This is a genomic window from Lysobacter gummosus (assembly GCF_001442805.1).
GTDB lineage: Bacteria > Pseudomonadota > Gammaproteobacteria > Xanthomonadales > Xanthomonadaceae > Lysobacter > Lysobacter gummosus.
Window position 1 is genome coordinate 3,817,690 of sequence record NZ_CP011131.1, and the last position, 23,982, is coordinate 3,841,671.

General features: G+C 63.6%; 9 protein-coding genes. All 9 read right to left on the reverse strand.

The features are described 5' to 3' along the window. Nucleotides 1–4: 4 nt before the first annotated feature. Nucleotides 5–14,731 carry a LysM peptidoglycan-binding domain-containing protein gene (locus LG3211_RS15620; protein WP_057943641.1) on the reverse strand — a complete coding sequence of 4,909 codons (14,727 nt, stop codon included), beginning with the start codon at nucleotides 14,729–14,731 and terminating at the stop codon, nucleotides 5–7. Between the two features lie 225 nt (nucleotides 14,732–14,956). Further along, complete coding sequence (locus LG3211_RS15625) at nucleotides 14,957–15,814, reverse strand: class I SAM-dependent methyltransferase (protein WP_057943642.1); 858 nt, start codon at nucleotides 15,812–15,814, stop codon at nucleotides 14,957–14,959. A gap of 139 nt (nucleotides 15,815–15,953) precedes the next feature. Next, nucleotides 15,954–16,919 carry a protein translocase subunit SecF gene (secF, locus tag LG3211_RS15630; protein ID WP_057943643.1) on the reverse strand — a complete coding sequence of 322 codons (966 nt, stop codon included), beginning with the start codon at nucleotides 16,917–16,919 and terminating at the stop codon, nucleotides 15,954–15,956. 15 nt (nucleotides 16,920–16,934) lie between these two features. Next, nucleotides 16,935–18,797 carry a protein translocase subunit SecD gene (secD, locus tag LG3211_RS15635; protein ID WP_057943644.1) on the reverse strand — a complete coding sequence of 621 codons (1,863 nt, stop codon included), beginning with the start codon at nucleotides 18,795–18,797 and terminating at the stop codon, nucleotides 16,935–16,937. A gap of 58 nt (nucleotides 18,798–18,855) precedes the next feature. Next, a complete protein-coding gene (yajC, locus tag LG3211_RS15640) occupies nucleotides 18,856–19,221 on the reverse strand; it encodes a preprotein translocase subunit YajC (RefSeq protein WP_057943645.1) in 366 nt (121 codons plus the stop codon). A 276-nt stretch (nucleotides 19,222–19,497) separates the two neighbouring features. Beyond that, the gene (gene tgt, locus LG3211_RS15645; RefSeq protein WP_057943646.1) at nucleotides 19,498–20,604 is read right to left on the reverse strand and encodes a tRNA guanosine(34) transglycosylase Tgt; all 1,107 of its coding nucleotides are present in this window, start codon (nucleotides 20,602–20,604) and stop codon (nucleotides 19,498–19,500) included. 88 nt (nucleotides 20,605–20,692) lie between these two features. Next, nucleotides 20,693–21,739 (reverse strand): tRNA preQ1(34) S-adenosylmethionine ribosyltransferase-isomerase QueA, encoded by a 1,047-nt coding sequence (gene queA, locus LG3211_RS15650; RefSeq protein ID WP_057943647.1) that lies wholly within the window; start codon nucleotides 21,737–21,739, stop codon nucleotides 20,693–20,695. 337 nt (nucleotides 21,740–22,076) lie between these two features. Next, nucleotides 22,077–22,679, reverse strand: a complete 603-nt coding sequence (locus tag LG3211_RS15655; RefSeq protein ID WP_057943648.1) for a response regulator transcription factor — start codon at nucleotides 22,677–22,679, stop codon at nucleotides 22,077–22,079. Continuing rightward, nucleotides 22,676–23,863: a sensor histidine kinase gene (locus LG3211_RS15660; RefSeq protein WP_057943649.1), complete on the reverse strand. Its 1,188-nt coding sequence runs from the start codon at nucleotides 23,861–23,863 to the stop codon at nucleotides 22,676–22,678. The genes LG3211_RS15655 and LG3211_RS15660 overlap by 4 nt, the downstream gene beginning before the upstream one ends. Nucleotides 23,864–23,982: the final 119 nt, after the last annotated feature.

The window sequence follows — 23,982 nt, forward strand, 5'->3', positions numbered from 1 at the left end:
CGCGTTATGGACCTGGATAAGCGGTGAAGGGAAGACCTGTGGGCTCATCGAAACGCACTAGCCACGAATTGTAGCTGTGGAGGGCATTACCGGTTCTTGGCCTGAATCCCCAACCAACCAAGTTATTGGAGTATCCAGCCACTTCGGCCCTTGCTGTGTTGGTGTAAAGACCTAGGCCTCTCGATTGACGTGTGGTTGCTTCGTTCAAGGCATTCATCATCGTCCGCCAGTCTCCAAACTGAGAGCTGGGTTGATTCCTTGGTAGAGGCTCCCAGGTTCTAGGGTGCCGGGCATCCGTCGATCGCAACGAAAGTTCGTTCAGGGGAATATCAGGCGCATGCTTATCGGTGAAGTGCGCCATCATCTCTTCTGATCGACCTTGCTTCGCGAACTGATGATTTACTCGATCTTGCAGATTATCAACCCAACGCTCTGCATTAGCTTCGACCTTCGCGTCCAACAACGCACGACGCTCAGGTGCACTCAGGTGCCCATACTTGGCCTGCAACTCGGCCATGCGATTTGGCACGGTGTCTGCAACAGCCGCGAACTCAGAGGTGCTCCCCAGTTTAGTAGAAACCCCAAAACCTTTGAGCGCAAACGCCCCATCCACGGCAGTACCGATCAGCGTAGCCGCCCCACCCGCATTCATCCCATAACCAATGTAGTCTTGCTGGTCATAGAGTCCGACCGTCTCTGCGGTCCAGGCCGACAACGCAGTATCGGCCATCTCGGGATAACGAAGCCAGGCTTTGTGCTGGTCCTCACCGACCCAGCCCCCTGTCTCCATATACGCCTTGTGACCCAGGGTGTTCCACGCAAGATCCTTGACTCCGCCGACCATACCGGCCCACGCGTCGAACTGATCTGCGCCAACATACCCGCCGGTGGATAGGTACGCGGTCGTACCGGCCAGAGTCATTCCTAGCTCGCCCAGCCCAACGACCATGTTGCCGACTTCTCTGCCCACACCCACGACCATACCGATCCCTACACCGACAGGCATAGGCAATTTATTGAGGCCTTGACGAATCGTAGGCAAGTTGGCCTGTCTGGAAAACCCAGGAGGCATGGCAACCCGCGCACGATCCTTCACACCTAGCATGCGGAAGGGCCCAGCGGCTTGTGGCGCGGCAGCACCATAAGCATTGAGCCAGCCGTGGGTGGGGGCAGCTGAAGCCTGATGCAATGCCGCTTGTCTTGCCATCGATGCTTCGGCACGCATTCTCGCTTCAGTGCGCGCCACACTGCGATCAAACGACCGATCCAATGCCATATCGCCATCGATCTGCGCGCCGATCAGACCCTCTCGAATTGCCAACTGGCCCGACAGTTGCAGGTCAAGTTCGGCCTCTCGGTTGGACTGATCCAACGCCAGATCGGCTTGGAGGTTCAAGTCATTTTGCATACCCACTTCACGGCTTGTGCGTGCAAGTGCCGCATCCAGCCGCTGCTGTGTATCCGATGCTTGCTTATCGGCGATCGAACTGCCAAGGGTGCTGGCCAACGCATCCAAACCGACACTCAAGAGCACCTGGCTGGACAAATTACCTCGCGCCGCTGCGCTCACCACTCCGGTCGCCGCGTCCTGACCAAATCGCGATACGTTCGTTATGGTATTGCCGCTCCAGCCTCGCTTGGCACCGTAATCGGCAATATTATCGCCGGCGAAACTACCAACCCCCGCACTCACCGCGGAGATCGCAACGCTCTTCCAATCGAATTCGTCCTGAACCCCCAGTACCTTCGCCGCTCCCTGCGTGGCGATATTGCCCACCGCGCTGCGTATCGCCGCTTGCCCCCACGAGCTGGTCACACCGAAATTCACACTCGAAAGCGCGCCGCCCACCGCGCCGCCGATGGCGCCCAGCGCCACACCCTTCCAGTCGAATCCTTCTTGCTCACCACCCGCGATCAACACCGCCTGACTTGCGATCGCACCTACCGCACCACCCGCCGCACCGGCGGCGGCGCCCCCCCATCCCAAGAGCCCGGATGCCGCGCCCGCGGTATAGATCGTCACCACGATCGCGACGACGAGCGCAAGTATCTGCACAAACCCACCACATCCCTTCTTGGCCGCCGGCGGCGGCGGCGGTTCCGGCACCGTCGGGCTGGTATTGCCCATCGCCGCACCCGCGTCGTACGGCTTGAACGTACTCGCGTTGTTGTGGATGTTGGTGACCTTGTTCGGCACCGTCAGCACGGTGTTGGCGATCAAGGGTTGGTTCGGCGCCAAGCCGTTGGCGTCGGCCAACAGGTACCACATCGCACCGTCGCCCCACAGCGCGGTGGCGATGCTTTGCAGGGTGTCGCCGGCTTTGACGATGTAGCTGCCCGGTGCCGCGGTCGGGTACAGGCTGTTGATCGGCTGGTAGTTCTGATCGAAGTCCACACCCGACACGGGCGTGAAGCGCTTGTGCCGGTCGTCGTTGCGAGCGCCCGTGGGCGCCTGGTTCTGCGCCAGTTCCTTGACGTAGTCGATGCGGTCGATGCCGTCGTTGCCGACATTGCCTACCTGGCGATCGTCGAACAGGAAGTAGCTGTGATTACGATTCTGGGCCGAGTCGTGGGGGACGCCAGCACCATCGACGTAACCACCGATCCACTCATCGCGCTGAAGGATCCGCCCCTCGCCATCCACTTGATAGACGAATGCGCGATGACCCTTGTCGTCCACCGCCGTCTTGATCCGTCCCATCTCGTCGTAGACGAAACGTGTGAAGCCCGGCTGCCAATTCGGGCTATCGGGGTTGCTGGCCTGGATATCGATCTTCGTCTGCTTGGCGCTGTCGAACCACTGGTAGCTGTATTGGCTCTTGACCACGGTCGCCTCGCCGTAGGTCTCGGTGTAACTCACTGTGCCGTCGGCCAGGCGATAGGTTTTGGTGCCCTTGTTATTCAGGTTATCGTGATCTTGCTTGAGCAGGCTGTCGCGATCCCAGGTGTGGGTGATGTGGCTGCGTACCGCGCCGCTGCTGTCGCGTTCGTAGTAGTCGATCACCCGGCCGGCCAGATCGTTGACGCGGCTGGCGCGGGCGATGTTGTTGACGATCGTGTCGGTGAGGTAACCCATCGCGTCGTAACGATAGGTTTCGGTGTGACCATCGCTGGCGTAAGTGGCCAGGCCGCGCTGGCCGGCGGCGTTATAGCCGATGGTGACGCCGTCGCCGCCCAACGGGCCTTCCCAGACCGAAACCGAGGTGTCGTCCTTGTTGGCTGCCTCGCCGCCACGCAGCGCGCCCATCGTCACCGTGAAGCGGTTCATGCTGTCGTAGCGATACCAATAGGTCTGGCCTTTGCTCTCATCCAGCGTGAGGGTGATGGGATCGACGTAGGAGGACTTCATCCGAATCCGATTTCCCTGCGCGTCATACGAGTAATCGATGACGTAGCGCGGGTCCTGGACGCGAATCAGACGGTTCAACTCGTCGTACTGGGCGGTCGACTGCTGGAACACCCACGCGCCGCTGCTACCGGTCAGACCTTCGAACGTGCGATTGCCGTTACGGTCGTATTCGTAGCGCGCGACGATGCCGCTGCGTTGATCGTTGAGCGTCTTGATCAAGCCGTTGTTGTAGTACTCATACACCGTGGCCTGGTTGTCGGCGGCGCCTTCGATATTAGTGCTGGCGAGCAGACCGGCCTTGTTATAGCGGTAGACGAAACGGTGATCGCCGAAATCCTGGTGCCGCAGTTTTTGGCCGTAGGCGTTGACGATGTCGGTCGAACGCTTGTCGTTGGCTGCCTCGGTCGAGATGATGGTGACGCGCTCCCACACGCCGTTGCCGCCGTCGCCCAACGCATCCCAGGTGGCCGTGTAGCGCGTGATGCGGCCTTCGGCGCTGACGGTCTGACTGACTTCGCCTTCGATGCTGTAATCGGCAGTGTCGGTACCGAGGATGTTGGTGTGGCGGATGCGGCGGTCTTGTTCGTCGTAGGCGTAGGTATCCCAGCCGCGTTGACCGTCGGTGCGTGCCGGGCGATCGATCCGGCTCAGGCGGTTGCCCGCGTCGTAACTGTAATCGGTGCGGTAGCCCAACTCGTCGATGGCTACCCGCTGATTACCGAGCACGTCGTACTCAAAGCGCTTGACGCCGCCATCGGGGTGCCACTCCGCAATCAGACTGGGCTTGGCGGTGCCGTAATTCCAGGCTTGAGTAGTCAGATTATTGTTGGCGTCGCGATAACCGACCACGCTGCCGGCCAGATCGTAGTAATAGACCTGTTCCGGCTGCGCGCGCTCCTTGTCGTAGCCATTGGCGTACATGACCTTGACGCTCGGGTCGCGCACCCGCGTCAACTTGCCGAGCGTGTTGTATTCAAGGCTCTTGACGTTCGGGTTGCCTGTGTTATCGACGCTGACCGTCTCGGTGGCGATCTCGCCGAATGCGTTCCAGCTCTGGCTCCGGATAATTTTATCCGATCTCTCTTGCAGGTCTTTGTAGACCCAGCGCACCTCCGCCGAGGAGCCATTCGCCACCGGCAGGAAGTACCCGTTGTAGCGCCCCTGGCTTACTGCGCCGCCGGGATTCTGTGCCTGATCGAGGGTGGCGTAGACGTCGTAGTAGTACTCGAAGATCTTGCTCTTATCCAACCCGACCGCGTCCCAATGGAACTTTCCGTCGGCAGCCCGGCGCACGATGAGGTTTTGGAAGGATTGATTGAGATCGCCTTCCGGACGGTAATGCAACACCGCGTACTCGCCGGTGGCCGGCGGCGGCGGGCTCAGGCTGAGGGTGTACAAGTCGGCGGCGACAGCGATGGTGTGGTTGAGCTGGCGCATCGGGCCGATCTGCACCTTGCCACTGGCGCCGTAGGTGACCGCGGGGATGGTCCGGCCGGCGCTGCTTAGGGTGGCGTCCAGGGTGTATTCGGTGAACGAGGTTCCAGCCTCGTCCAGCAACCATTGCGGGATATCCCACACCAGCAAGCCGTTGTTGATCGGCAGGTCGTTGACAGTGAGCGCGATGCTTCCGTTGGGGCGCTTGAGCGAGAAGCTCGCGGTGGTCGCGCCCAGCGGCAAGTTGCCGAAACGCAGCACGTTCGAATCGTGCTCATAACCCACCTGCGTGCGAGGCGCGGCGCCGATGGTCATCTCACCCACCGAATGGCCGCCGCCGCCGGGATACGAGGCATGTACGCGGACTTCGTAATCGCCACTGAGGCCGGCAGGAGTCCAGACGAAGCTGTTGGTCGGGATGAGATAGGGAATGTAATCGATCGCCCATGCGTCCTGCGTTCCCTTGCGTCGGTATTCGACCGCGGACCAGACAGCCTTGACCCCATTTACCGCGCGCAGATCCAAGACGTGCAGTGAATTCCCGCTCCAGATGAACGTGCCTACGCCGTTGACGAAGTACGCCGGCGAGAACTGATTTGCCTCGATGTTTATCGCCGCGCCTGCCCCGGCTCGCATCCAGTAACGCTCGCGGCGCATCAGCGTGCCGTCGTTCTTTACCGAGACATACAGCACCTCGTAGTCCCCTGCCGGTAAGCCGGAGATATCGGCCGTGGCCACACCTTGCGCAGCGCTGCGGCTGATCGACAGTTCCTGAAAGGTACCGTTGGAGTTCCAGGTCCGGTAGTACAGACGCGGCGTATTGTCTTCGGCGAACGCGTCGTTGGGCATGCGGATGGTACCGATCGAGAACACCGACGGCGCAACCGGATTGAGCACGACGAAGGTTTCGACCGGCTGTTTGAAGTAGAACTCCGCGCTATAAGCGCTGCCCCGGGCATCAGCCTTACCGGTGCCTTGCGCGATCTGGTACTCACGCCCGCCGCCCATCGACCGGGAAATCACGAACACCGTGACCGAGAAGTTGGCCCTGCCGTTGATCTCGCCATCGGACGGCAGGAACCCGCCTTCGTGGTAGGAAGAGGGCATACGAATCGTCGCGCGCCGATCGGCCTGCGTGCCTACGAACTGGCCATCAAGCGCGCCACCGGCACTGCCGCCTTCACCAGGAATTTGCGGACTGCCCCCTACCCAGTAAGACTCTTCACCGCTGACTACAACCCGGATCTGGTATTGAGGCCCGAACTGCGCTGTGTAATCGGGCAGATTGAGCGTGAAGGTCACCGTGTCCGGTACCGAGCCATGGGCGCCACTTTTTTCGAAGCCGGCGGAGTTCGAGATCGGCGCCATCGCACCGCCGTCACCATTGATGGACAAGCCGCCGTGGGTCGCCGCATTGAGCTGCGGCACAGTCGGCGGCCCCCCGACTGGACCGCCGACGCCGACGGAGATCTGGCCGGTACGGGTTGGACTGGCCGGCGTGGGGCTGAAATTCCAACGATCCGGATCCGAAGTCATCGTAGGCTGGATGACGTCAACGACCTGATTGCGTTTGTCGTACAGCGTGATCGTGGTGAATACGCCCGACAATCCGGGTACGGTTTGGTAGGCAACATCCTTCAGATCGATGGTCTGCGACTCCATCTTGACCACGGCGTTGCCGTTGCCGTCGTACGCGTGAAGCTTGACCGCGCCGCCTTCCATGTTGCTACGAATCATGCGCCCGGCCAGGTCGTACTCGGCGAACTCCTGCAAGATGCTACCAACGCCGGTGCCTCGTCCCACGACATCGCCAAAGAGGTTGTAAGCGGTTCGGCGCTCCACGCTACGACTGCCGTCGCTGCCGACAGTGACCCGGTGAATCTCGCGATTGCCCGAATCGAAGCTGGTCTGCAAGGTTTCGGTACGTTGCACGCCGGCCGAGTCGGTGCGCACGTAGCTCATCGACGTCATGTTGCCGACCGCGTCATAGCCGAAGCGGACGGTGTAGTTCAGCGCATTGGTCTTGGACAGCAAACGTCCGCCGCTTCCGTAGTCGTAGCTGTCGGCCTGATTCTCGCCCGCGACTACGCCCCGGCGCGTCTCACTAACCACTTGGTTGAGACCGTTATAGCGGTATTCGGTACGCGCGGACACCGCGCGACCGGCGTAATCGACCATTGACGGCAGAATCGCCGCGGTGTTTCGTCCGCTAAGATCGTATTCCCAACCGAACACGTTGCCGTTGGCATCGGTGCGGCGCAGAAGATTGCCGGCGGCGTCATAGCCGTAGCTCGTGATCGCGTTGCCGACAGCCTGCGTCAGTTGACCGGACCCGTTCACCACGCCATACGCCACGTTGAGCCGCGACTCGGTCAAGCGCCGCCCCATCAGGTCATAGGTGTACTCGGTGATGCGGTCCTTGCCGTCTTGCGGCCAGCCGGCGAGCAGCGCATCCAGATTGAACCCGGACGCAGCCCCATCCGGCGCCTCGGGGAAGTTGCCGCTATAGCGCTGCGCGTAACGCATTTCACGTACGACGTGACCTTCCGCGTCGTAGACGTAGGATATTCCGTATCCTTCCGCGTCGACACTCAGACGCTTGCGGCCCAGTGCATCGTAGTAGCTGCGGGTAATCCCTCCGTTGGCGTCGGTATGACGCAGCAGCCGGCCGCCGAGGTCGTAAATCCAGCTTTCGGCGACATCGCGCGGTTCGAGGATCGCGTCGTCGCCTTTTTCGTCCTTGCCCCACACCCGAATGTTCTTCATCGCCGAGGAAACGCGACGGTTGACGGCATCGTAGCCATAGGCGGTGATGCGCGCCTCGCCGCTGCCGGCAGGCTTTGGATCGGCAGGTCCGGCCGGAATCGCTACCGGCTGCACATAAGCGCTCGAACGGATGAGATTCCCGACCGCGTCGTACACATACTCGGTCAACAGCCCCGTCGGATCGACCTGAGCCGACAAGCGGCTGGATTCGTTGTAATAGTAGAGGGTACGGCGGTTATTGGCGTCGGTGCTCTGAACCAGATTGCCGTGTGCATCGTAAACAAAAGCCTCATTCACGGTGACGTCGCCGCTGCCGGAGGCGACGATGCTCGAACTGGAGATTTTGCGATTCAACGCGTCATAGCCGAAGCGGACATCCCGTGCTTCCTTGCCATCCGCCGATTCGATGCTGCGTACACGGTTGCCGTGCGCGTCGTACTCGTAACGGTTAATCACCTCAGTTTCGATGCCGGTGGTGCGATTCACGGTCTTGATCGGCAAGGTTTCCTGCCGCACTCGTCCGAGCTTGTCGTAATCGTAGCGGGTCAGGCCGCCCAGCTTATTGAGGTAAGTGACGCGATTTCCAAATGCGTCATAAGTGAAGGATTCCTCGCCGGATTCCGCATCGATGGTCTTGACCAGACGACCGAGCAGGTCGTAGCGCATCTCGGTGGTGGCCTCGATGCTGCCGGCAGGCAGCAACGGCGGCCGGGTCAGATCGCGCTGCGGATCCACACGCAGACCGAAGCGTGTGACATTCGTAGGATTTCCGAATGAGTCGCGTTCTGTGCGGGTCAGATAACCTTCGGGATCGACATGATCCGTGATCAAGCCACGCATGTCGTAGTAGAAATAGCCGACCCGGCCCATCGCATCGGTCACGCTTGCGACATCGTCGAAGGCGTTGTAGGTCCGGCTTACGGTAGCGCCTAGCGGATCGATGGACTTGAGCAGGCGGCCGTTGAGGTCGTAGGTGGAGCGGCTGGTATAACGCGCCAGCAGTTCGGCCTTCTGCGCCGCGCTCAGGCTGCTCGCCGGCAAGGCCACGTTGTTGCTTACGTAGCCCAGCGCTTTACGCTGTTCCTTGGCCCACTGTGAATCCGACTCGGCCAGCTCCACGCCGCGAGGGTCGATACTCGCGACCATCCGGCCAAACGCGTCGTAGACGTAGCGGCCGGTCGCCGAGGCCAAACTGCGCGCACCTCGGGTTTCCTCGATCAGGCGACCGGCACCATCGTAACGACGCTCGATGATAGTTTGCTGGCTGGTACCCCAAGCCGCGAACTCAGCGACGACCTGGCCCAATGCGTCACGTTGGTAATGGACTCGGCCACCGGCGGCATCGATGCGATCAGAAACGCGCCCGGCTTTATCGTAAAGATATTGGGTCGTCTGCTTGCCGGAGCCTACCAGGAGCGCCGACAAATCGACGCCGCTGTCGCTCAGCAGGATCTCGCGATCGCCGCCGGACGCGCCCCACTGTCGCTCGTAGCGCGTACTGGACACGACATTTCCGATGCCGTCGTATTGCGTCTGTGAGAAATAGCCTTCCGCGTCATAGCTGAATGCGACGCGTCCCGCGGCGTCATAGAACCAAAGCGTGGTGGGCTGTGTCGCGCGCGCGTCGCCTTGGCCGTATTGGGCTTGCCACGCGGCCATGCCGTCGAGGCTGTACGTGGACGGCCGCGCCGTTCCAGCAGCCAGTTGCCCGTACCGCACTTGCTTGCGGCGCTGACCCGCGGCGTCGTAGTAAGTGCGAGTTACCTGGCCGCCGGCATCCACATTCCAGATGGCGCGCCCGGCAGCATCGTAGACCCAGCGCTGCTCAGAGATCGCGGACGTGTCGAACGACGAAGCCCATGCTTCCAGCGCGGCCTGGTCGGCCGGCGCGGCTTGCATATACATGCCCTGGAACTTAGCCTGCGACAGCAGGTTGCCGTTGGCATCGTAACGGTTCCGGACAACATTTCCATAGCTGTCGATCGTGAATATCGCGCGACCAACAGCGTCGTACACAGCCCTTGAAATCCGGTCGTCATAGTGCGATGCCGCCCCCTGCGCAGCGAGCGCGGCGGCGACCACCGCAACCGATAGCGAGCCGCCTACCTCGACAGCCGCCTGATAAGCCACTTTCTTTACGATGTTGCCTGACTTGTCGTAAATCGACTCGGCGACATATCCGAGCGAATCCACCGCGTACCGCAAGCGACCGTCTTGATCGTATGCGTAGCGAACCCTCTGTCCGCTCGGATCGAGCTGAAACTTTTCGTTTATATCTTCCGCAGTCGGGCTCGACCCGAGCGAGTTCGGATCGATACGCAGGGCGAACGAACGCAATTCGACGAGGCGGCCATCCGCGTCGTAGCTGCGAACCGTGACAGCTCCGGTCGCATCGACGGTATGAGTAAGACGATTGTTCTCGTCATAGACATAGCGAACAACATTGCCGTTGGCATCGATCTTGGAGGAAAGATTTCCGCGCAAGTACGCGAACTGAGTCTTCAGCGCCAGACCGTCCGGGTCGATGGTACTGCTCAGCAATTGCCCTTGCTTGTCATAGGTATTGAGCGTGATTCTGGCCGAAGCAGTGCCGGCGCCCTCGGTCACTCTTAAGGCTCGCCCCAAAGCGTCGTAATCGAAGGTCGTAGTGAGGTTGAGGCGCCCTTCGCCGGCGTCCACCACGATCGTGATCTTCTGACCAGACAGGTCATAATGGGTCTCGGTCACCACCCCGAGCGGATCGGTAGCGCGGACCAATTGCCCCTTGGCGTCGTACTCGTACGCCGTACGAATCTTCAGCCCGTCCGGGTCCTGCAGCCGCACCAGCATCCTGCCCGCCGCATCGTATTGGTATGTGGTGCGAACGCCATTGGCATCGTAGGTTTCAATAGCCTGTCCGGCTTGATCGTATACCGAACGCGTGATCCCGGTCGGCGTTGTCACGCGGACAACCTGGCCGCCCTGGTCGTACTCGTAGATGGTTTTATTGCCGCGACCGTCGGCCAGTTCGATCACATGCCCGTAGGCATCGTATTTGGCGACGGTCACCACACCTTCAGCCGTAGTCGTGCGGACTTCGCGATTGAACGCGGCGAAGCTGTATTCGACCTTGTTTCCGCTACGATCCGTCTGGCTCAACACGTTGCCGAAGGCATCGTACTCCCTTGAGGCCCAGAGGTTATTCGCATCGAACTGATACACCAAGCGTCCGTTATGATCGTACCACCCCTGAAACTGGCGAATACCGTAGACATCGACTGCGCTCGCTTCTCCGAACGCATTGAAAGCCGTAGTGGTGATACGGCCGTTATTGATACTGTCGTCGACCTGGCGGTTCTGGCGCCCAATCCGATCGTAGCCCCACAACGTCTTTGCTTCATTGGCCGCCACTCGGTTGGCGCGGTCGGTCCACTGCGAGAGGCTTTCGGCCTCGCGGAAACTTGAATACTCGTACTGGGTATAGCCGCCTAGCGCGTCGACACGCCGGTTCAACAGCCCGGTGATGGCGTAACCAAGACTGGTTCGGCTGGCCTGTGCGTCGTCGAGCGCAGCGATCGCCTCGTACGCCGAGTCGCTCATCTGGCCGCCGTACATCTGTCCAAGCGACAATGAGGTCAGGCGCTTGGCGTAGACGATGGATTCAATCACCTCGCCGAACATGTTGTAACGCTGCTCGGTCACCTCTCCCATCGGATTGATGGTGTGAGTGAGGCGGCCGACCGAATCGTAGTAAAACAAGGTCGTACGATCCAACGCATCCACGCGCGATGCCAAGCGGCCGGCAGCGTCATAGGTGAAGCGCATACCCCAATCCTGCCAAACCGCCTCGACCTGCGCAGCGGTGGCGTTGCCTTCAAGCGCAGCCAGCGCCTTGGCGCCTTCACCGGACAACTGCCCCGTCATCCGACCCTGAGCGTCGTAACGATACAAAGACCTCTGGCCCGCGCGATCTTGTTCGACCCGCCGTCCTTGACTGTCATAGCGATACTGCGACACCGTGTTTCCGGCAGAGGAATACTCGGTCTGCTTGAGCAACCTCCCATCCAGGTCGTACTGGTATTCGGTAGTCTCGATCACACCTGGCAGGTAGCTCACCGCTGTCAACAGCGTCGTGGCGCTGACGGCCCAGCGCAGGGCGCCCGCTTCGTTCAGCTGCTGAGTTCCGGAAGCCGGACGCGGCGCGGTGCCGCCCGAATCGGCCACGCCACCGGCATCCCAAACCGCGCCGGCAGCGTCGAAGGCGACGCCGGCGAAACTCGCTTGCTCGATCCAGACCTGGCGCCCGCTGCTCGCACCGGGATAGACCAACGCGATTCGATGATTCGCGCCTGATGCGACTTGGGCCGTGAAGTTATGGACGCTGGAACTGGCGCTGAGCGTGAACGCTTGTACTTTAACGCCATCCACCCACACCTCGATCTGAGGCCAGCTCCCGTCCGTTCCTGCTTCGGCACGGGCCGTGAAACTGCCGGGGTACGGCATCGACGCAGTCAGTGGAAAGGCGACAGGAGCGATCTTGCTGCCGCGCTGACGCGATGACACGTTGCCGGCCTGATCGTACTGATAGCGAGTGACGTAGCCTTCACCGTCGACTTCGGCGGCCAGGAGACCGCGCGCATCATAAATGTAATGACGCGTCCGATCGCCCAAGTCACGGCCGGGGCGAATCTGATCGAGGTCGCTACCGGCTATCGCCGGGCGCGCATAGGCCACTTCCCGAATCTTGCGACCCGCCCCATCGTAAAACGTTTCAGTCAGATAGCCTTCCGCATCCAAGCGTCCGCGCAGTAAACCGTCGCTGTCGTAAAGGTATCGAGTCTCGCGATTCTTGGCCGCATCTGACGCCGACCCCAGCGACACGGCGTTCGCTGCGCTGGGGTCGGCCGCGAATACCGCCATGTCCACGCGCTTATAGCTGGCCAGGGTCGAAACGAGTCGCGACGCGGCATCATAGACATAGTCGACCAAGGCCCCATCGGCATCGACCGTCTTGGACAAACGTCCGGTAGCGTCGTAGAAGCGCCACTGCGAACGGTCCGCGGTCGAATCTGCTGCCGGTCTAACTCCCGAGTTAGCCAGTGTCAGCATTACCGTCTGGCCGTTAATCGTGATCTTCTGCTTCGGATTTCCGCCAGCACTAACCAACGTAGCCTGCGCGGAAGAAATTTTCGCGTAGCGTGTGGTTTTGATGACCTGATTATTGAAGTCGTACTGATATTCGGTGAGCGCGCCATCGGCACTGATCTCGCCCGCGCGCCGCCCAGCCTCGTCGTACAGAACGTGCGTACGCGAGCCGATTGCGTCTTCAGTCATACGCAAACGGCCGTCGGCGTCGTAGCGATAGCTCACCTGCGACAGAACCACCCCATTGCTCGATTCCGACAATGCGACCAGCTCACCCGCATGGTTGTAGCTGGAGGTGCGCACCAGACCGCTTGCGAATGTCGTCACGACACGACGCTGCGCATCGTCGTACTGCGTCACTGTTATCGCATCGTTGAAGCCGGTCGAGGTCAGCGTCCTGCCCAAGCCGTCGTAGGTGAACTGCTCGACGTCGCTTCCGGCGCCTTCCCCCTTATAGCGTTGCAATAGACGGCCCTGCGCATCGTAGACATAACGGATCGAAATCAGGCCGCCGTTATTGATGCCGATACCGTCGGCGCCGCGATCGAGATAACGGGTCTCCAGGAACAAATTCCCACGAAAATCGTAGCCATAATCGACGCGCTCGCCGAATGCGGCTTGCGCCGCCGCCCAGCTCGCCAGGGCTGATTCTCCGCGATCTGCCGCGAGATAACGCTCGTCCGCATAACCGATCGTCGCCGTCATCTGGCCTTCGGCGTTGTAGCGATACTCCGTCACGCGGCCTTCGGCGCTGATCTTGAAACGCAGGTGCTGCTCGGCGTCGTAGACGTAACGCGTCGTCGCGGTGACCGTGTTCGGGCCGGACACGGTTTCGCTGAGCAACTGGTTGTCGCTGCCGAAGGTGCGCTCGACGATCGTGCCGATCGCGTCTTCCTGCTTGATCAGGTTGCCGGCTGCATCGTAGGTGTACTTCACCTCGTTATTGAGACCGTCGCGGATGATCGCGACCTGGCCGTCGGCGTTGTAGGTGAACACCTGGGTCTGGCGCACGCCGGCCACCGCCGGGCTGCTGGTCTGCAGCAAGCGGCCTTGGTCGTCGTAGCTCAGGATCGTGTCCTGGCCCAGCGGATCGGTGATCGTGGTGCGGCGGTTGGCGACGTCGTAGCTCAGCGTGGTCGTGCGCAGCACGCCGGTGTCGCTGGTCTGGGCGATGCTGGCGACGCGGTAATCGCTGCCGACCAGCTGATAGGTGAAAGCGACCTTGGCGCCGTCGGACTGGGTGATCGAGGCGATGCGCGCGCTGCTGCCGTCGTAGGCGTAGGTGCTGGTGAAGACCTTGCCGTCGCTGACGCTGTTGTCGTCCGGGCTCAGGTCCAGGGTCACCGTGCTCAGGCGGCCGCTGCCGTCGTAGCTGTAGCGCACCGCGGTGGAGGTCTGGGGGCCGGCGCCGTTCTGGGTGACGGTGCGGACCTTGCTCAGACGGTTGGAGCCGTCGTAGTCGAGGATCGTCGTCTCGCCGTTGGCGGTCGCCACCTGGCTGAGCGAGCCGGCGGCGTTGTAGCTGTACTGCACGGCGTTGCCGTCGCGATCGACGCTTTCGAACAGCCGGCCGTTCTTCGTGGCGTCATAGCGTTCGATCAACTGGCTGCCGCCCTGGGTCCAGGTCCAGCGCTGGTTGCCGCCGTCCCAGGCCAGGGCGTCGCGGGTGCCGGCGCCGGAGGTCGCCACGTACAGCGAACGCGCCGTGTCCCAGGCGTAGGTGGTGCGGCTGCCGTCCCAGTCGGTGCGCGTGACCGTGCTGCCGGCCGTATTGACCGTGCCGGTCAGCCCGTTGACCTGCTTGCTGGTGCCCGAGCGCCAGGCCTCGCCGACCAGCTGCGCCTGGCTGTTGTAGGCCCGGTACAGCTCGGCGTCCACGCCGCGGCCGAGCAGCCATTGGTCGCGGTCGCGCAGGATCAGGTTGCCGGTCGCGGCGTTGACGAACACCTGTTCGCCGCTCTTGCCGAAGCCCGCGCTGCCGACCTGCCCCCTGCCGCCGAGTCCCAGCGCCGAAGACGACTGCAGACCCAGACCATTCCCTGTGACGATCGCGACCATGTGCCTATCCGTTCCGTTGTTGCCGCAGCTCTTGCGGCTCTCAATGGACTTCTCGGCACTTTTTTTGAAAAGTTTAGTCGCTCGTGGAATTAGGCTGAACTTGCTGAACCAGGCATCCGTCACACCGATTGAGCGGCGTGGGAAACATTGAAACCCGAACCCGTCTCAGGGATCGAGGGTGCCAAGCCAGCGGTTTCGGAGGCGAGAAATACCGCCCAACATAGATCAAGGCGACCGCGCCGTAACCACCCAAGTCGCGCCGCCCACCTCGATCCCCTGCTCCGTCGCGATACCGGCCAAGGCCGCGCGAATCGCCGCGGTCGCTCGCTCGCGGATCTCCTCGCTCTGCGCCGCCAGCAGGCGCGAGATCGGGCCGACGCGGAACACCTGCTCCAGCGCATCCTCGGCGACGGCTTCGCGGGTGTCGCCGCGGCCGCAATAGAACGGCGCCTGGAAAGGTTTCAGTTCGATCTGCTCGAAGCCGGCTTCGCTCAGGATCCGCTGCACTCGCTGCGGATCGCTGAAATTGAACGGACCGGGCGCCTGGGTGTCGATCGGCGCCTGTTCGACGATGCCGCCGATGGCGTTCAACGGCAGCACGTACCAGTCGTTCTTCGCCGGTTCCTGCCAGCACGCGAACGCGAGGCGGCCGCCGGGTTTGAGCGTCTTGCGCAATTGCGTGAAGGCGGCGACGGGGTCGTCGAAGAACATCACGCCGAAGCGCGAGAACAGCAGGTCGAAGCTTTGCGGCGGAAATAGCGGCGCGCTGGCATCGGCCAGGCGAAATTCGACCGGCAGGCCGAGCGGCTGCGCGCGGTCGCGCGCGCGACCGATGAGCGGTTCGGACACGTCCACGCCTATCACCGAGCCGCCCGCGCCCACCGCCCGCGCGAGTTCGAACGAGGTCGCGCCCGCGCCGCAACCGATGTCCAGTACCGCCTCGCCGGGCCGTACCGCAGCCGCGTCGAACGCGGCGCGACCGTAGGCGGCGGTGCGCTCGTCGAGCCACTCGTTATAGGTCAGCCAACGCTCGCCGACGGGGCCGTTCCAATCGTTGATCTGTTGCTGGTTGCTTGCGGTCATCGCCACTCTCACGATTCATGCCGAACACGCATGATGCAATGCGGAACGGCCTTTTCGAAACTGCCATCGGCGCGAACGCCGGCTAAAACGAAAAAGGCCGCGACATGCGCGGCCTTTTCCGTACAACAACCACAAACCCTTACGGCCGGCGCGCCAGCGCCGCGTCGTCCTTGGCCTTGGGCAGCAAGTCCTGCTTGGTGACCTTCAGGATGCCCAGGGTCAACAGCGGGCAGGCGACGAAGATCGAGGACAGGGTGCCGATGACGATGCCGAGCATCTGCGATTCGGCCATGCCGCGCAGCGAACCGCCGCCGTAGATGTACAGGGCGATCACGGTCAGGAAGGCGACGAAGGAGGTGATCACCGTGCGCGACAGGGTCTGGTTGATCGACTTGTTGAGCACGGTTTCCGGGTCGGCGCGCATCGAGCGGAAGTTCTCGCGGACGCGGTCGAACACCACGATGGTGTCGTTGATCGAGTAGCCCATCACCGACAGGATGCCGGCCAGCACGGTCAGGTCGAACTCGTGGCCGCTGATGGCGAACCAGCCGGCGACCACGATCACGTCGTGCAAGGTGGTGATGATCGCGACCACCGCGAACTTCCATTCGAAGCGGAAGGCGATGTAGATCAGGAAGCCGACGATCACGAAGATCAGCGCGTACAGGCCGTTGAGGGCGAGCTCCTTGCCGACTTGCGGGCCGACGAACTCGTTGCGCAGCACCTTGCCGGTGTTGCCGTCCACGCTGACCGCTTTCATCACCGACGCGGCGGCGTGACTGGTGGCGGCCGCGGTGCTGTCGCCTTCGCGCGGTTGCAGGCGGATCAGCAACTCGTTGCCGGCGCCATAGGTCTGGACCTGAGCGCTGTCGTAGCCGTCGGCGGCGAGGCGGTTGCGCACCTCATCGAGATTCGCCGGCTTTTCCAGATGTACCTCGACCAGGTTGCCGCCGGTGAAGTCCAGGGCGAAGTTGAAGTTGCGGGTCACCATCGCGCCGATCGCGACGAACATGATGATCGCGGCGATGACGATCGACACCCACCGCATCTTCATGAAGTTGATGTTGGCGTCGTTCGGCAGCAGGGTCAGCGGGAAAATTTTCATGTCTGGGTTCTCCCGTCAGATCGCGATGGACTTGAGCTTGCGGCGGTTGCCGTAGATCAGCGTGGCGATGCCGCGCGACACGGTCACGGCGGTGAACACCGAGGTCAGGATGCCCACGATCATGGTGATCGCGAAACCCTTGAGCGGGCCGGTGCCGAACATCAGCAGGGCCAGGCCGGCCAGCAGCGCGGTCATGTTGGAGTCGAAGATGGTGCCCGAAGCCTTGTCGTAACCGGTGGCGATCGCCGACTGCGGCGGCATCCCGGCGCGCAACTCTTCTCTTATTCGTTCGTTGATGAGCACGTTGGCGTCCACCGACATGCCGACCGACAAGGCCAGGCCGGCGAAGCCGGGCAAGCTCATGGTCGCGCCGACGAAGGGCAGCGACATCACCGCGACCACCATCAGCAGGTTGAGCAGCAGGGCCAGACAGGTGATCAGGCCGAACATGCGGTAATAGACCAGGAAGAAGGTCAGCGCGAAGATGAAGGAGAACATCACCGCGGTGGTGCCGCGCTTGACGTTGTCCGCGCCCAGGCTCGGGCCGACCACGCGCTCTTCGACGAAGGTCATCGGCGCGGCCAGCGCGCCGGACTTGAGCTGCTTGGCCAGGCTGGTGGACTCTTCGCGGGACAGGCCGGTGGTCTGGAATTCCTTGCCGAACACGCCCTGGATGGTGGAGTTGCTGATCACGCGCTCTTCGGTACGGGTGGTGCGCACTTCCTTGCCGTCCACGATCTGGGTGATCGGCACCTGTTCCACATAGACGATACCCAGCGGCTTGCCGACATTTTCCAGGGTGTGGTTGAGCATGCGCTGGCCGCCGATGGCGTTGAGCGTGATGCTCACCTGCGGCTGGCCGGTGCGCGAGTCGGTGCCCGGCACGGCGTTGATCAGCTGATCGCCGGAAACGAGCAGGCGCTTGGACAGCAGCACCGGCTGCTTGTTCTGGTCGTAGTAAACGCGCGCTTCCGGCGGAACGTTGTGGTCGCGCACCGCGGCCGCGGCGGCGGCGCGGTCGCCCACGCCGGCGCGGAATTCCAAGGTGGCGGTGGCGCCGATCTGGCGCTTGGCTTCGGCGGTGTCCTGCAGGCCCGGCAGCTGGATCACGATGCGGTCGGTGCCCTGGCGCTGGATCACCGGCTCGGCCACGCCGAAGGCGTTGATGCGGTTGCGCAGGGTGGTGAGGTTCTGTTCGATCGCTTCCAGCGAGATGCGCTGCAGTTCCGACTGCGGCACTTCCAGGGTCAGGGTGCGCGCATCGAGGTTCTGCGTGAGGGTCGGGAAAGCGATGCGCAGTTGCTTCTGCGCCTTGTCGGCGTCGGCGTTGACGGCCAGCGTGGTCACGATGGCTTCGTTGCCGCGGCGCACGACCGAGGTGTAAGGCACCGAGTTGTCGCGCAAGGTCGCGCGCACGTCTTCCACGTAGGCTTCCAGGCGCTTGTCCAGCGCGGCGGCCTGATCGACCTGCATCACGAAGTGCACGCCGCCCTGCAAGTCCAGGCCACGCGGCATCGGCTTGGCGCCGAGCGAGGCCAGCCAGTTCGGCACGGTCGGCGCCAGGCTCAGGGCGACCACGTAGTCGCTGCCCAGTTGGGGGCGCAGCAAGTCGGAGGCCTTCGTCTGCTGATCGGTGTCGTTGAGCCGCACCATCAGGTTGCCGTCTTCGACCTTGATCGACTTGGAGGGGATCTTGGCTCCGGCCAGGATGCCGTCCACCTTCTTGGCCAGCGCCGCGTCGATCGCGGTGCCGCCGGTGCGCGCCGCGGTGATCTGCACCGACGGATCCTGCGGATAGGCGTTAGGCAGCGCGTAGATCACGCTGATGATCAGCACGACCAGAATGACGAAGTATTTCCAGCGCGGAAAGGTCAGCATCGAGAACCCCTGCGGCGACCTCCCCGGCCGCCGCGTTTGAAGATGGCGTGGCGTCGGCTCAGGCCGACTTCAAGGTGCCCTTGGGCAGAACGTTGGCGATCGCGCCCTTCTGCACGCGGATGCGCACGTTGGCGGCGATTTCCACGGTGATGAAGTTTTCGCCGATATCGGTGACGGTGCCGGCGATGCCGCCGTTGGTCAGCACTTCGTCGCCCTTGGACAGCTTCTCGAGCATGCCGCGGTGTTCCTTGGCGCGCTTCATCTGCGGACGGAAGATCAGGAAGTACATGACGGCGATCAGCACCAGCGGCAGGACCAGGCCACCGAGACCGCCACCGAAGAGGCCGCCCGGAGCCGGACCCGCAGCGCCGCCGGCGGCGCCTTGGGCGTAAGCGGGGCTGATCAGAAGGTCGAGCAGATTCATCTGAATGTCCTGAAACGAAAAATAGCCGGGGATTATGCCACGGCTGGGTTGGGGCCACGGTCGGGGCCGAAATGGGTCGCGGCGCACGCTTTCGATGGGTTCGCCGGTGTCCGGGCGGGGCCGGACGCGGTTCGCCGGCCTTTGGGCCTGGCCGCGATCCCGGGCCCGGCCGGGGCTGGGATGGCGGAAACGGCGGGGCGGGCCCTCACCCCTGCCCTCTCCCGTGAACGGGAGAGGGGGACAGGGTGTTCGCCCGCTTTGCGGGCGAACGGCTTTCTACTGGCGTGCGGCGTAGAAAGACTCGCGGAAGGCGGTAAAGGTTCCCTGCTCGATCGCCTCGCGCATCTGCGCCATCAAACGCTGGTAGTAGCGCAGGTTGTGCAAGGTGCCCAGCATCGGCCCGAGCATCTCGTTGCAGCGGTCCAGGTGGCGCAGGTAGGCGCGGCTGAAACCGTTGCGGCAAGCGTAGCAGTCGCAGCCTTCCTCGATCGGGCGCAGATCGCGCTCGTACTTGGCGTTGCGCACGCGCACCGTGCCCTGGGCGGTGAAGTAGTGGCCGTTGCGGGCGTTGCGGGTCGGCATCACGCAATCGAACATGTCCACGCCGCGCGCGACCGATTCGACCAGATCCTCCGGTCGCCCCACGCCCATCAGATAGCGCGGACGGTCTTCCGGCAGTTGCGGGCAGGTGTGTTCGAGCATGGCGTTGCGCTCGTCCTCCGGCTCGCCGACCGCCAGGCCGCCGACCGCGTAGCCGTCGAAGTCCAGCGCTCTCAAGGCTTCGGCCGAGCGCGTGCGCAGTTCGTGATGCACGCCGCCCTGGACGATGCCGAACAAGGCCGCGTCGTTGCCTTCGTGCGCGCGCTTGGAGCGTTCGGCCCAGCGCAGGCTCAGCTCCATCGACTTGCGCGCGACATCGATGGTCGCCGGATACGGCGTGCATTCGTCGAAGATCATCACGATGTCCGAATCGAGCACGCGCTGGATGTTCATGCTCTCCTCCGGCCCGAGGAACACCTTGCTGCCGTCCACGGGCGATGCGAACGTCACGCCCTGCTCGGTGATCTTGCGCCGGTGCGCCAGCGAGAACACCTGGAAACCGCCGGAGTCGGTCAGGATGGGGCCGTTCCAGCGGGCGAAGCCGTGCAGACCGCCGTGATCGCCGATCACGTCCAGGCCCGGACGCAGATACAGATGGAAGGTGTTGCCGAGAATGATCTGCGCGCCGAGTTCGGCGACGTGCTCGGGCATGATGCCCTTGACCGAGCCGTAGGTGCCCACCGGCATGAACGCCGGGGTTTCCACCGTGCCGCGCGGAAACGTCAGCCGGCCGCGGCGCGCGGCGCCGTCGTTGCCCAGCAGTTGGAAGGACATGCGGCTCATGCGCTTGCTCCGGAGTAAGCGGACGCAGTGCCGCGGTGGTTCGAAAGAGGAAAACGCGGCTCGCCGCGCGCGCGGCCGGACAACCGCATCACGACGCCTGCGGCCATAGCAGCATCGCATCGCCATACGAGAAGAACCGGTAACGCTCGGCGATCGCGTGCTCGTAGGCGGAAAACACCTGCTCCTTGCCGGCGAAGGCCGACACCAGCATCAGCAGGGTGCTTTCGGGCAGATGGAAGTTGGTGATCAGCGCATCGACCGAACGGATCTGGTAGCCCGGCAGGATGAACAAACGGGTTTCGCCGGCGAACGGGCGCAGTTCGCCGTCGGCGTCCTGATTGAGGCGGATCGCGCTTTCCAGCGCGCGCACCACGGTCGTGCCGACCGCGATCACGCGGCCGCCGGCGGCGCGGGTGCGGCGGATCTGTTCGACCAGGCCGGCGCCGACGTTGAGCCACTCGCTGTGCATCACGTGCTGGTCGAGATGGTCCGCGCGCACCGGCTGGAAGGTGCCGGCGCCCACGTGCAGGGTCACGTGGCCGAACTGCACGCCGCGTTCGCGCAGCCGCGCCAGCAGTTCTTCGTCGAAATGCAGGCCCGCGGTCGGCGCCGCGACCGCGCCGACTTCGCGCGCGAACACGGTCTGGTAGCGCTCGGCGTCGTCGTGCCCGGGTTCGCGCTGGATGTACGGCGGCAGCGGCAGGCGTCCGGCGTGCAGCAGCCATTGCTCCAGCGACTCGGGCACGTGGAAGCGCAGGCGGTAGAACTCGCCCTCGCGGCCGAGCACTTCGGCTTCGCCGCCGGCGTCCAGGGCGATGCGCGCGCCTTCCTTAGGCGACTTGCTCACGCCCAGTTGGGCCCGCGCTTCGCTGCCGCCGAGCAGGCGCTCGATCAGGATCTCGACCCGACCGCCGGTGCTTTTCTGGCCGAACAGGCGCGCCGGGATCACCCGGGTGTCGTTGAACACCAAAAGATCGCCGGGCTGCAGCATCTGCGGCAGGTCGCTGAAGACCCGGTCCTCGCGCGCGGCCGGTAGCGGCGGCACGACCAGCAGGCGGCTGGCCGAACGCTGCGCCAGCGGCGCCTGGGCGATCAGCTCGGGGGGGAGTTCGTAATGGAAATCGGACTTTTTCAAGGAAACCGGAGCAGTGAGCGCGATGCGCCGCAGCCACCGGCGCGGCCGGGAACCGGCCGAGGGTGGAGGACGCGGGCGAGACCCGGCGGCGGTGAAGGCCGGATTCGGTCTCGGGGAAGGCGGCCATTATCCGGGTGTTGGGGTGGATCGCCAAAAGTTGGCTTGGGGCGTAAGAGCAAATCCCCCCTGCCCCCCTTTTTCAAAGGGGGGAACAGCAAAAGCAGGAATCGGGGGGGCCGGCGACCCTTTCGCCGCTGCGCCCCAACCAGACCGGGTTCCCCCCTTTGAAAAAAAGGGGGGAGCCAGGGGGGATTTGCTCTTAGGCTTTCGCTCTTCCCTACAACCACCCGTTCTGCCGAGCCCGCCGATACGCCTCGATCCGATTGCTGCTGTCGAGCTTGCCGATCGCCTCGGACAAATAATTGCGCACCGTCCCCTGGCTCAAATGCAGACGCTCGCCGATCTCGGCCGTGGACAGCCCTTCGCCGGCCAGACGCAGCACCTGCCGCTCGCGCTCGGTCAGCGGGTCCTCGTCGCTCCACGCCGCCACCGCCAGCTGCGGGTCGATCGCCCGCCCGCCGCGATGCACCTGCCGCAGCGCCTCGGCCAATTGCCCGGCCGGCGCGTCCTTGAGCAGATAACCGCGCACGCCGGCGTCCATCGCCCGGCGCAGATAGCCGGCGCGGCCGAAGGTGGTGACGATCACCACCCGCGTCGGCATGCCCGAATCGCGCACCCGCATCGCCAGATCGATGCCGGTCATGCCCGGCATCTCGATATCGGTCACCACCACGTCGGGCTGGATGCGTTTGACCGCCTCCCAGGCCTGCGCGCCGTCGCCGGCTTCGGCGACGACTTCGATGTCCGGTTCCAGGTTCAGCAACGCGGCCAGCGCGCCGCGCACCAGGGCCTGATCTTCAGCGAGCAACAAACGGATCATGCGGTACCTCGTTCGAGCAGGGCCGGCTCGCGCGCGGCCCCTGGGAGAGTGGCGGCGGGCGCCGGCAGACGACGCGCGGCGGCCAGCGCCTCGCGCGACACCAGCAGACTCAGGCGGGTGCCTGCGCCGTTCGGACTTTCGATTTCGAGCATGCCGCCGACCGAACGCAGGCGTTCGCGCATGCCGGTCAGGCCGTGGCCTTCGCCGGATACGCCGCCGCGGCCGTCGTCGGCGATCAGCAGCACGATGCCGCCGCGCGCGTCCTGGGTCAGTTCGACATCGACCCGGCGCGCTCGCGCGTGACGCAGCACGTTGGTCACCGATTCGCGCAAGGCCAGCGCCAGCACGGCCTCGACATTGAGCGGGATGTCCACCGGCGCGAGCTTGTGATCCAGGCTGATTTCGCCGCCCAGCAGCGCCAGCCGCGCCGCCGCCAGTTCGGCCTGCAGGCCGTTGGCGCGGATGCCGGCGACGGCTTCGCGCACTTGCGTGAGCGCTTCGCGCGCGACCCGCTCGACTTCGCAGATCTGATCCTGCGCGGCGTTCTTGTCGTGTTCCAGCAAGCGCGCGGCCAACTGCGATTTGAGCACCACCACCGACAGCGTGTGGCCGAGCAGGTCGTGCAGATCGCGGCCGATGCGTTCGCGTTCGGCCAGACTGGCCAGGCGCCGCACTTCTTCCTGGGTCAGGCGCAACTCGGCGTTGCGGCGCTCGCGCGAGCGCGCGGCCAGCACGCCGGTGAACACGATCGAGCCGACCAGCAGATGGATCATCACGCTGAACACCGGCATGCCCACCGCCGGCAGGGTCATGATCGATTCCACGCCGAAGATCGCGAACAGGCCGATCGCCAGGGCGATGCCGCGGCGCAGCGGCAGGAAGCTGGCGATCATGCCGGCGGCGAAGATCAGGTAGGTGCCGCCGCCGATGCCGAACGGCACGGTCGCGAATCCCACCGCCGCCACCGCCAGCACCAGCCACAGCCGCAACTTGGCGCCGCCGCGATAGAACGCCCAGTACATCGGCAGGAACACCAGCACCGAACAGGTCGCCAGCACGAAGATCCACCACGGCGCCGGCCAGGAAAACAGCGGGATGAAGACGAAGCTCAGATACAGCAGCGACGCCAGATGCCAACCGAGCAGGTTGTCGTGGGTGTCCAGCGGCGGTCCGGGCAGGCGCATGGTCGGAATCCTGAAGTGCGATCGCGACCCGCCGAAGCGGGCCTTGATCAATGCATGTACGGCGGGTATTGCAGCCACGTCTTCACCTGTAGGTGTGGAATCGAGGCGTGGCCCACGTG

Excerpts from the sequence above, each read along its gene's own strand:
- LG3211_RS15620 (WP_057943641.1), bottom strand. The coding sequence starts at position 14,731 with ATGGTCGCGATCGTCACAGGGAATGGTCTGGGTCTGCAGTCGTCTTCG.
- LG3211_RS15625 (WP_057943642.1), bottom strand. The coding sequence starts at position 15,814 with ATGACCGCAAGCAACCAGCAACAGATCAACGATTGGAACGGCCCCGTC.
- secF (WP_057943643.1), bottom strand. The coding sequence starts at position 16,919 with ATGAAAATTTTCCCGCTGACCCTGCTGCCGAACGACGCCAACATCAAC.
- secD (WP_057943644.1), bottom strand. The coding sequence starts at position 18,797 with ATGCTGACCTTTCCGCGCTGGAAATACTTCGTCATTCTGGTCGTGCTG.
- yajC (WP_057943645.1), bottom strand. The coding sequence starts at position 19,221 with ATGAATCTGCTCGACCTTCTGATCAGCCCCGCTTACGCCCAAGGCGCC.
- tgt (WP_057943646.1), bottom strand. The coding sequence starts at position 20,604 with ATGAGCCGCATGTCCTTCCAACTGCTGGGCAACGACGGCGCCGCGCGC.
- LG3211_RS15655 (WP_057943648.1), bottom strand. The coding sequence starts at position 22,679 with ATGATCCGTTTGTTGCTCGCTGAAGATCAGGCCCTGGTGCGCGGCGCG.
- LG3211_RS15660 (WP_057943649.1), bottom strand. The coding sequence starts at position 23,863 with ATGCGCCTGCCCGGACCGCCGCTGGACACCCACGACAACCTGCTCGGT.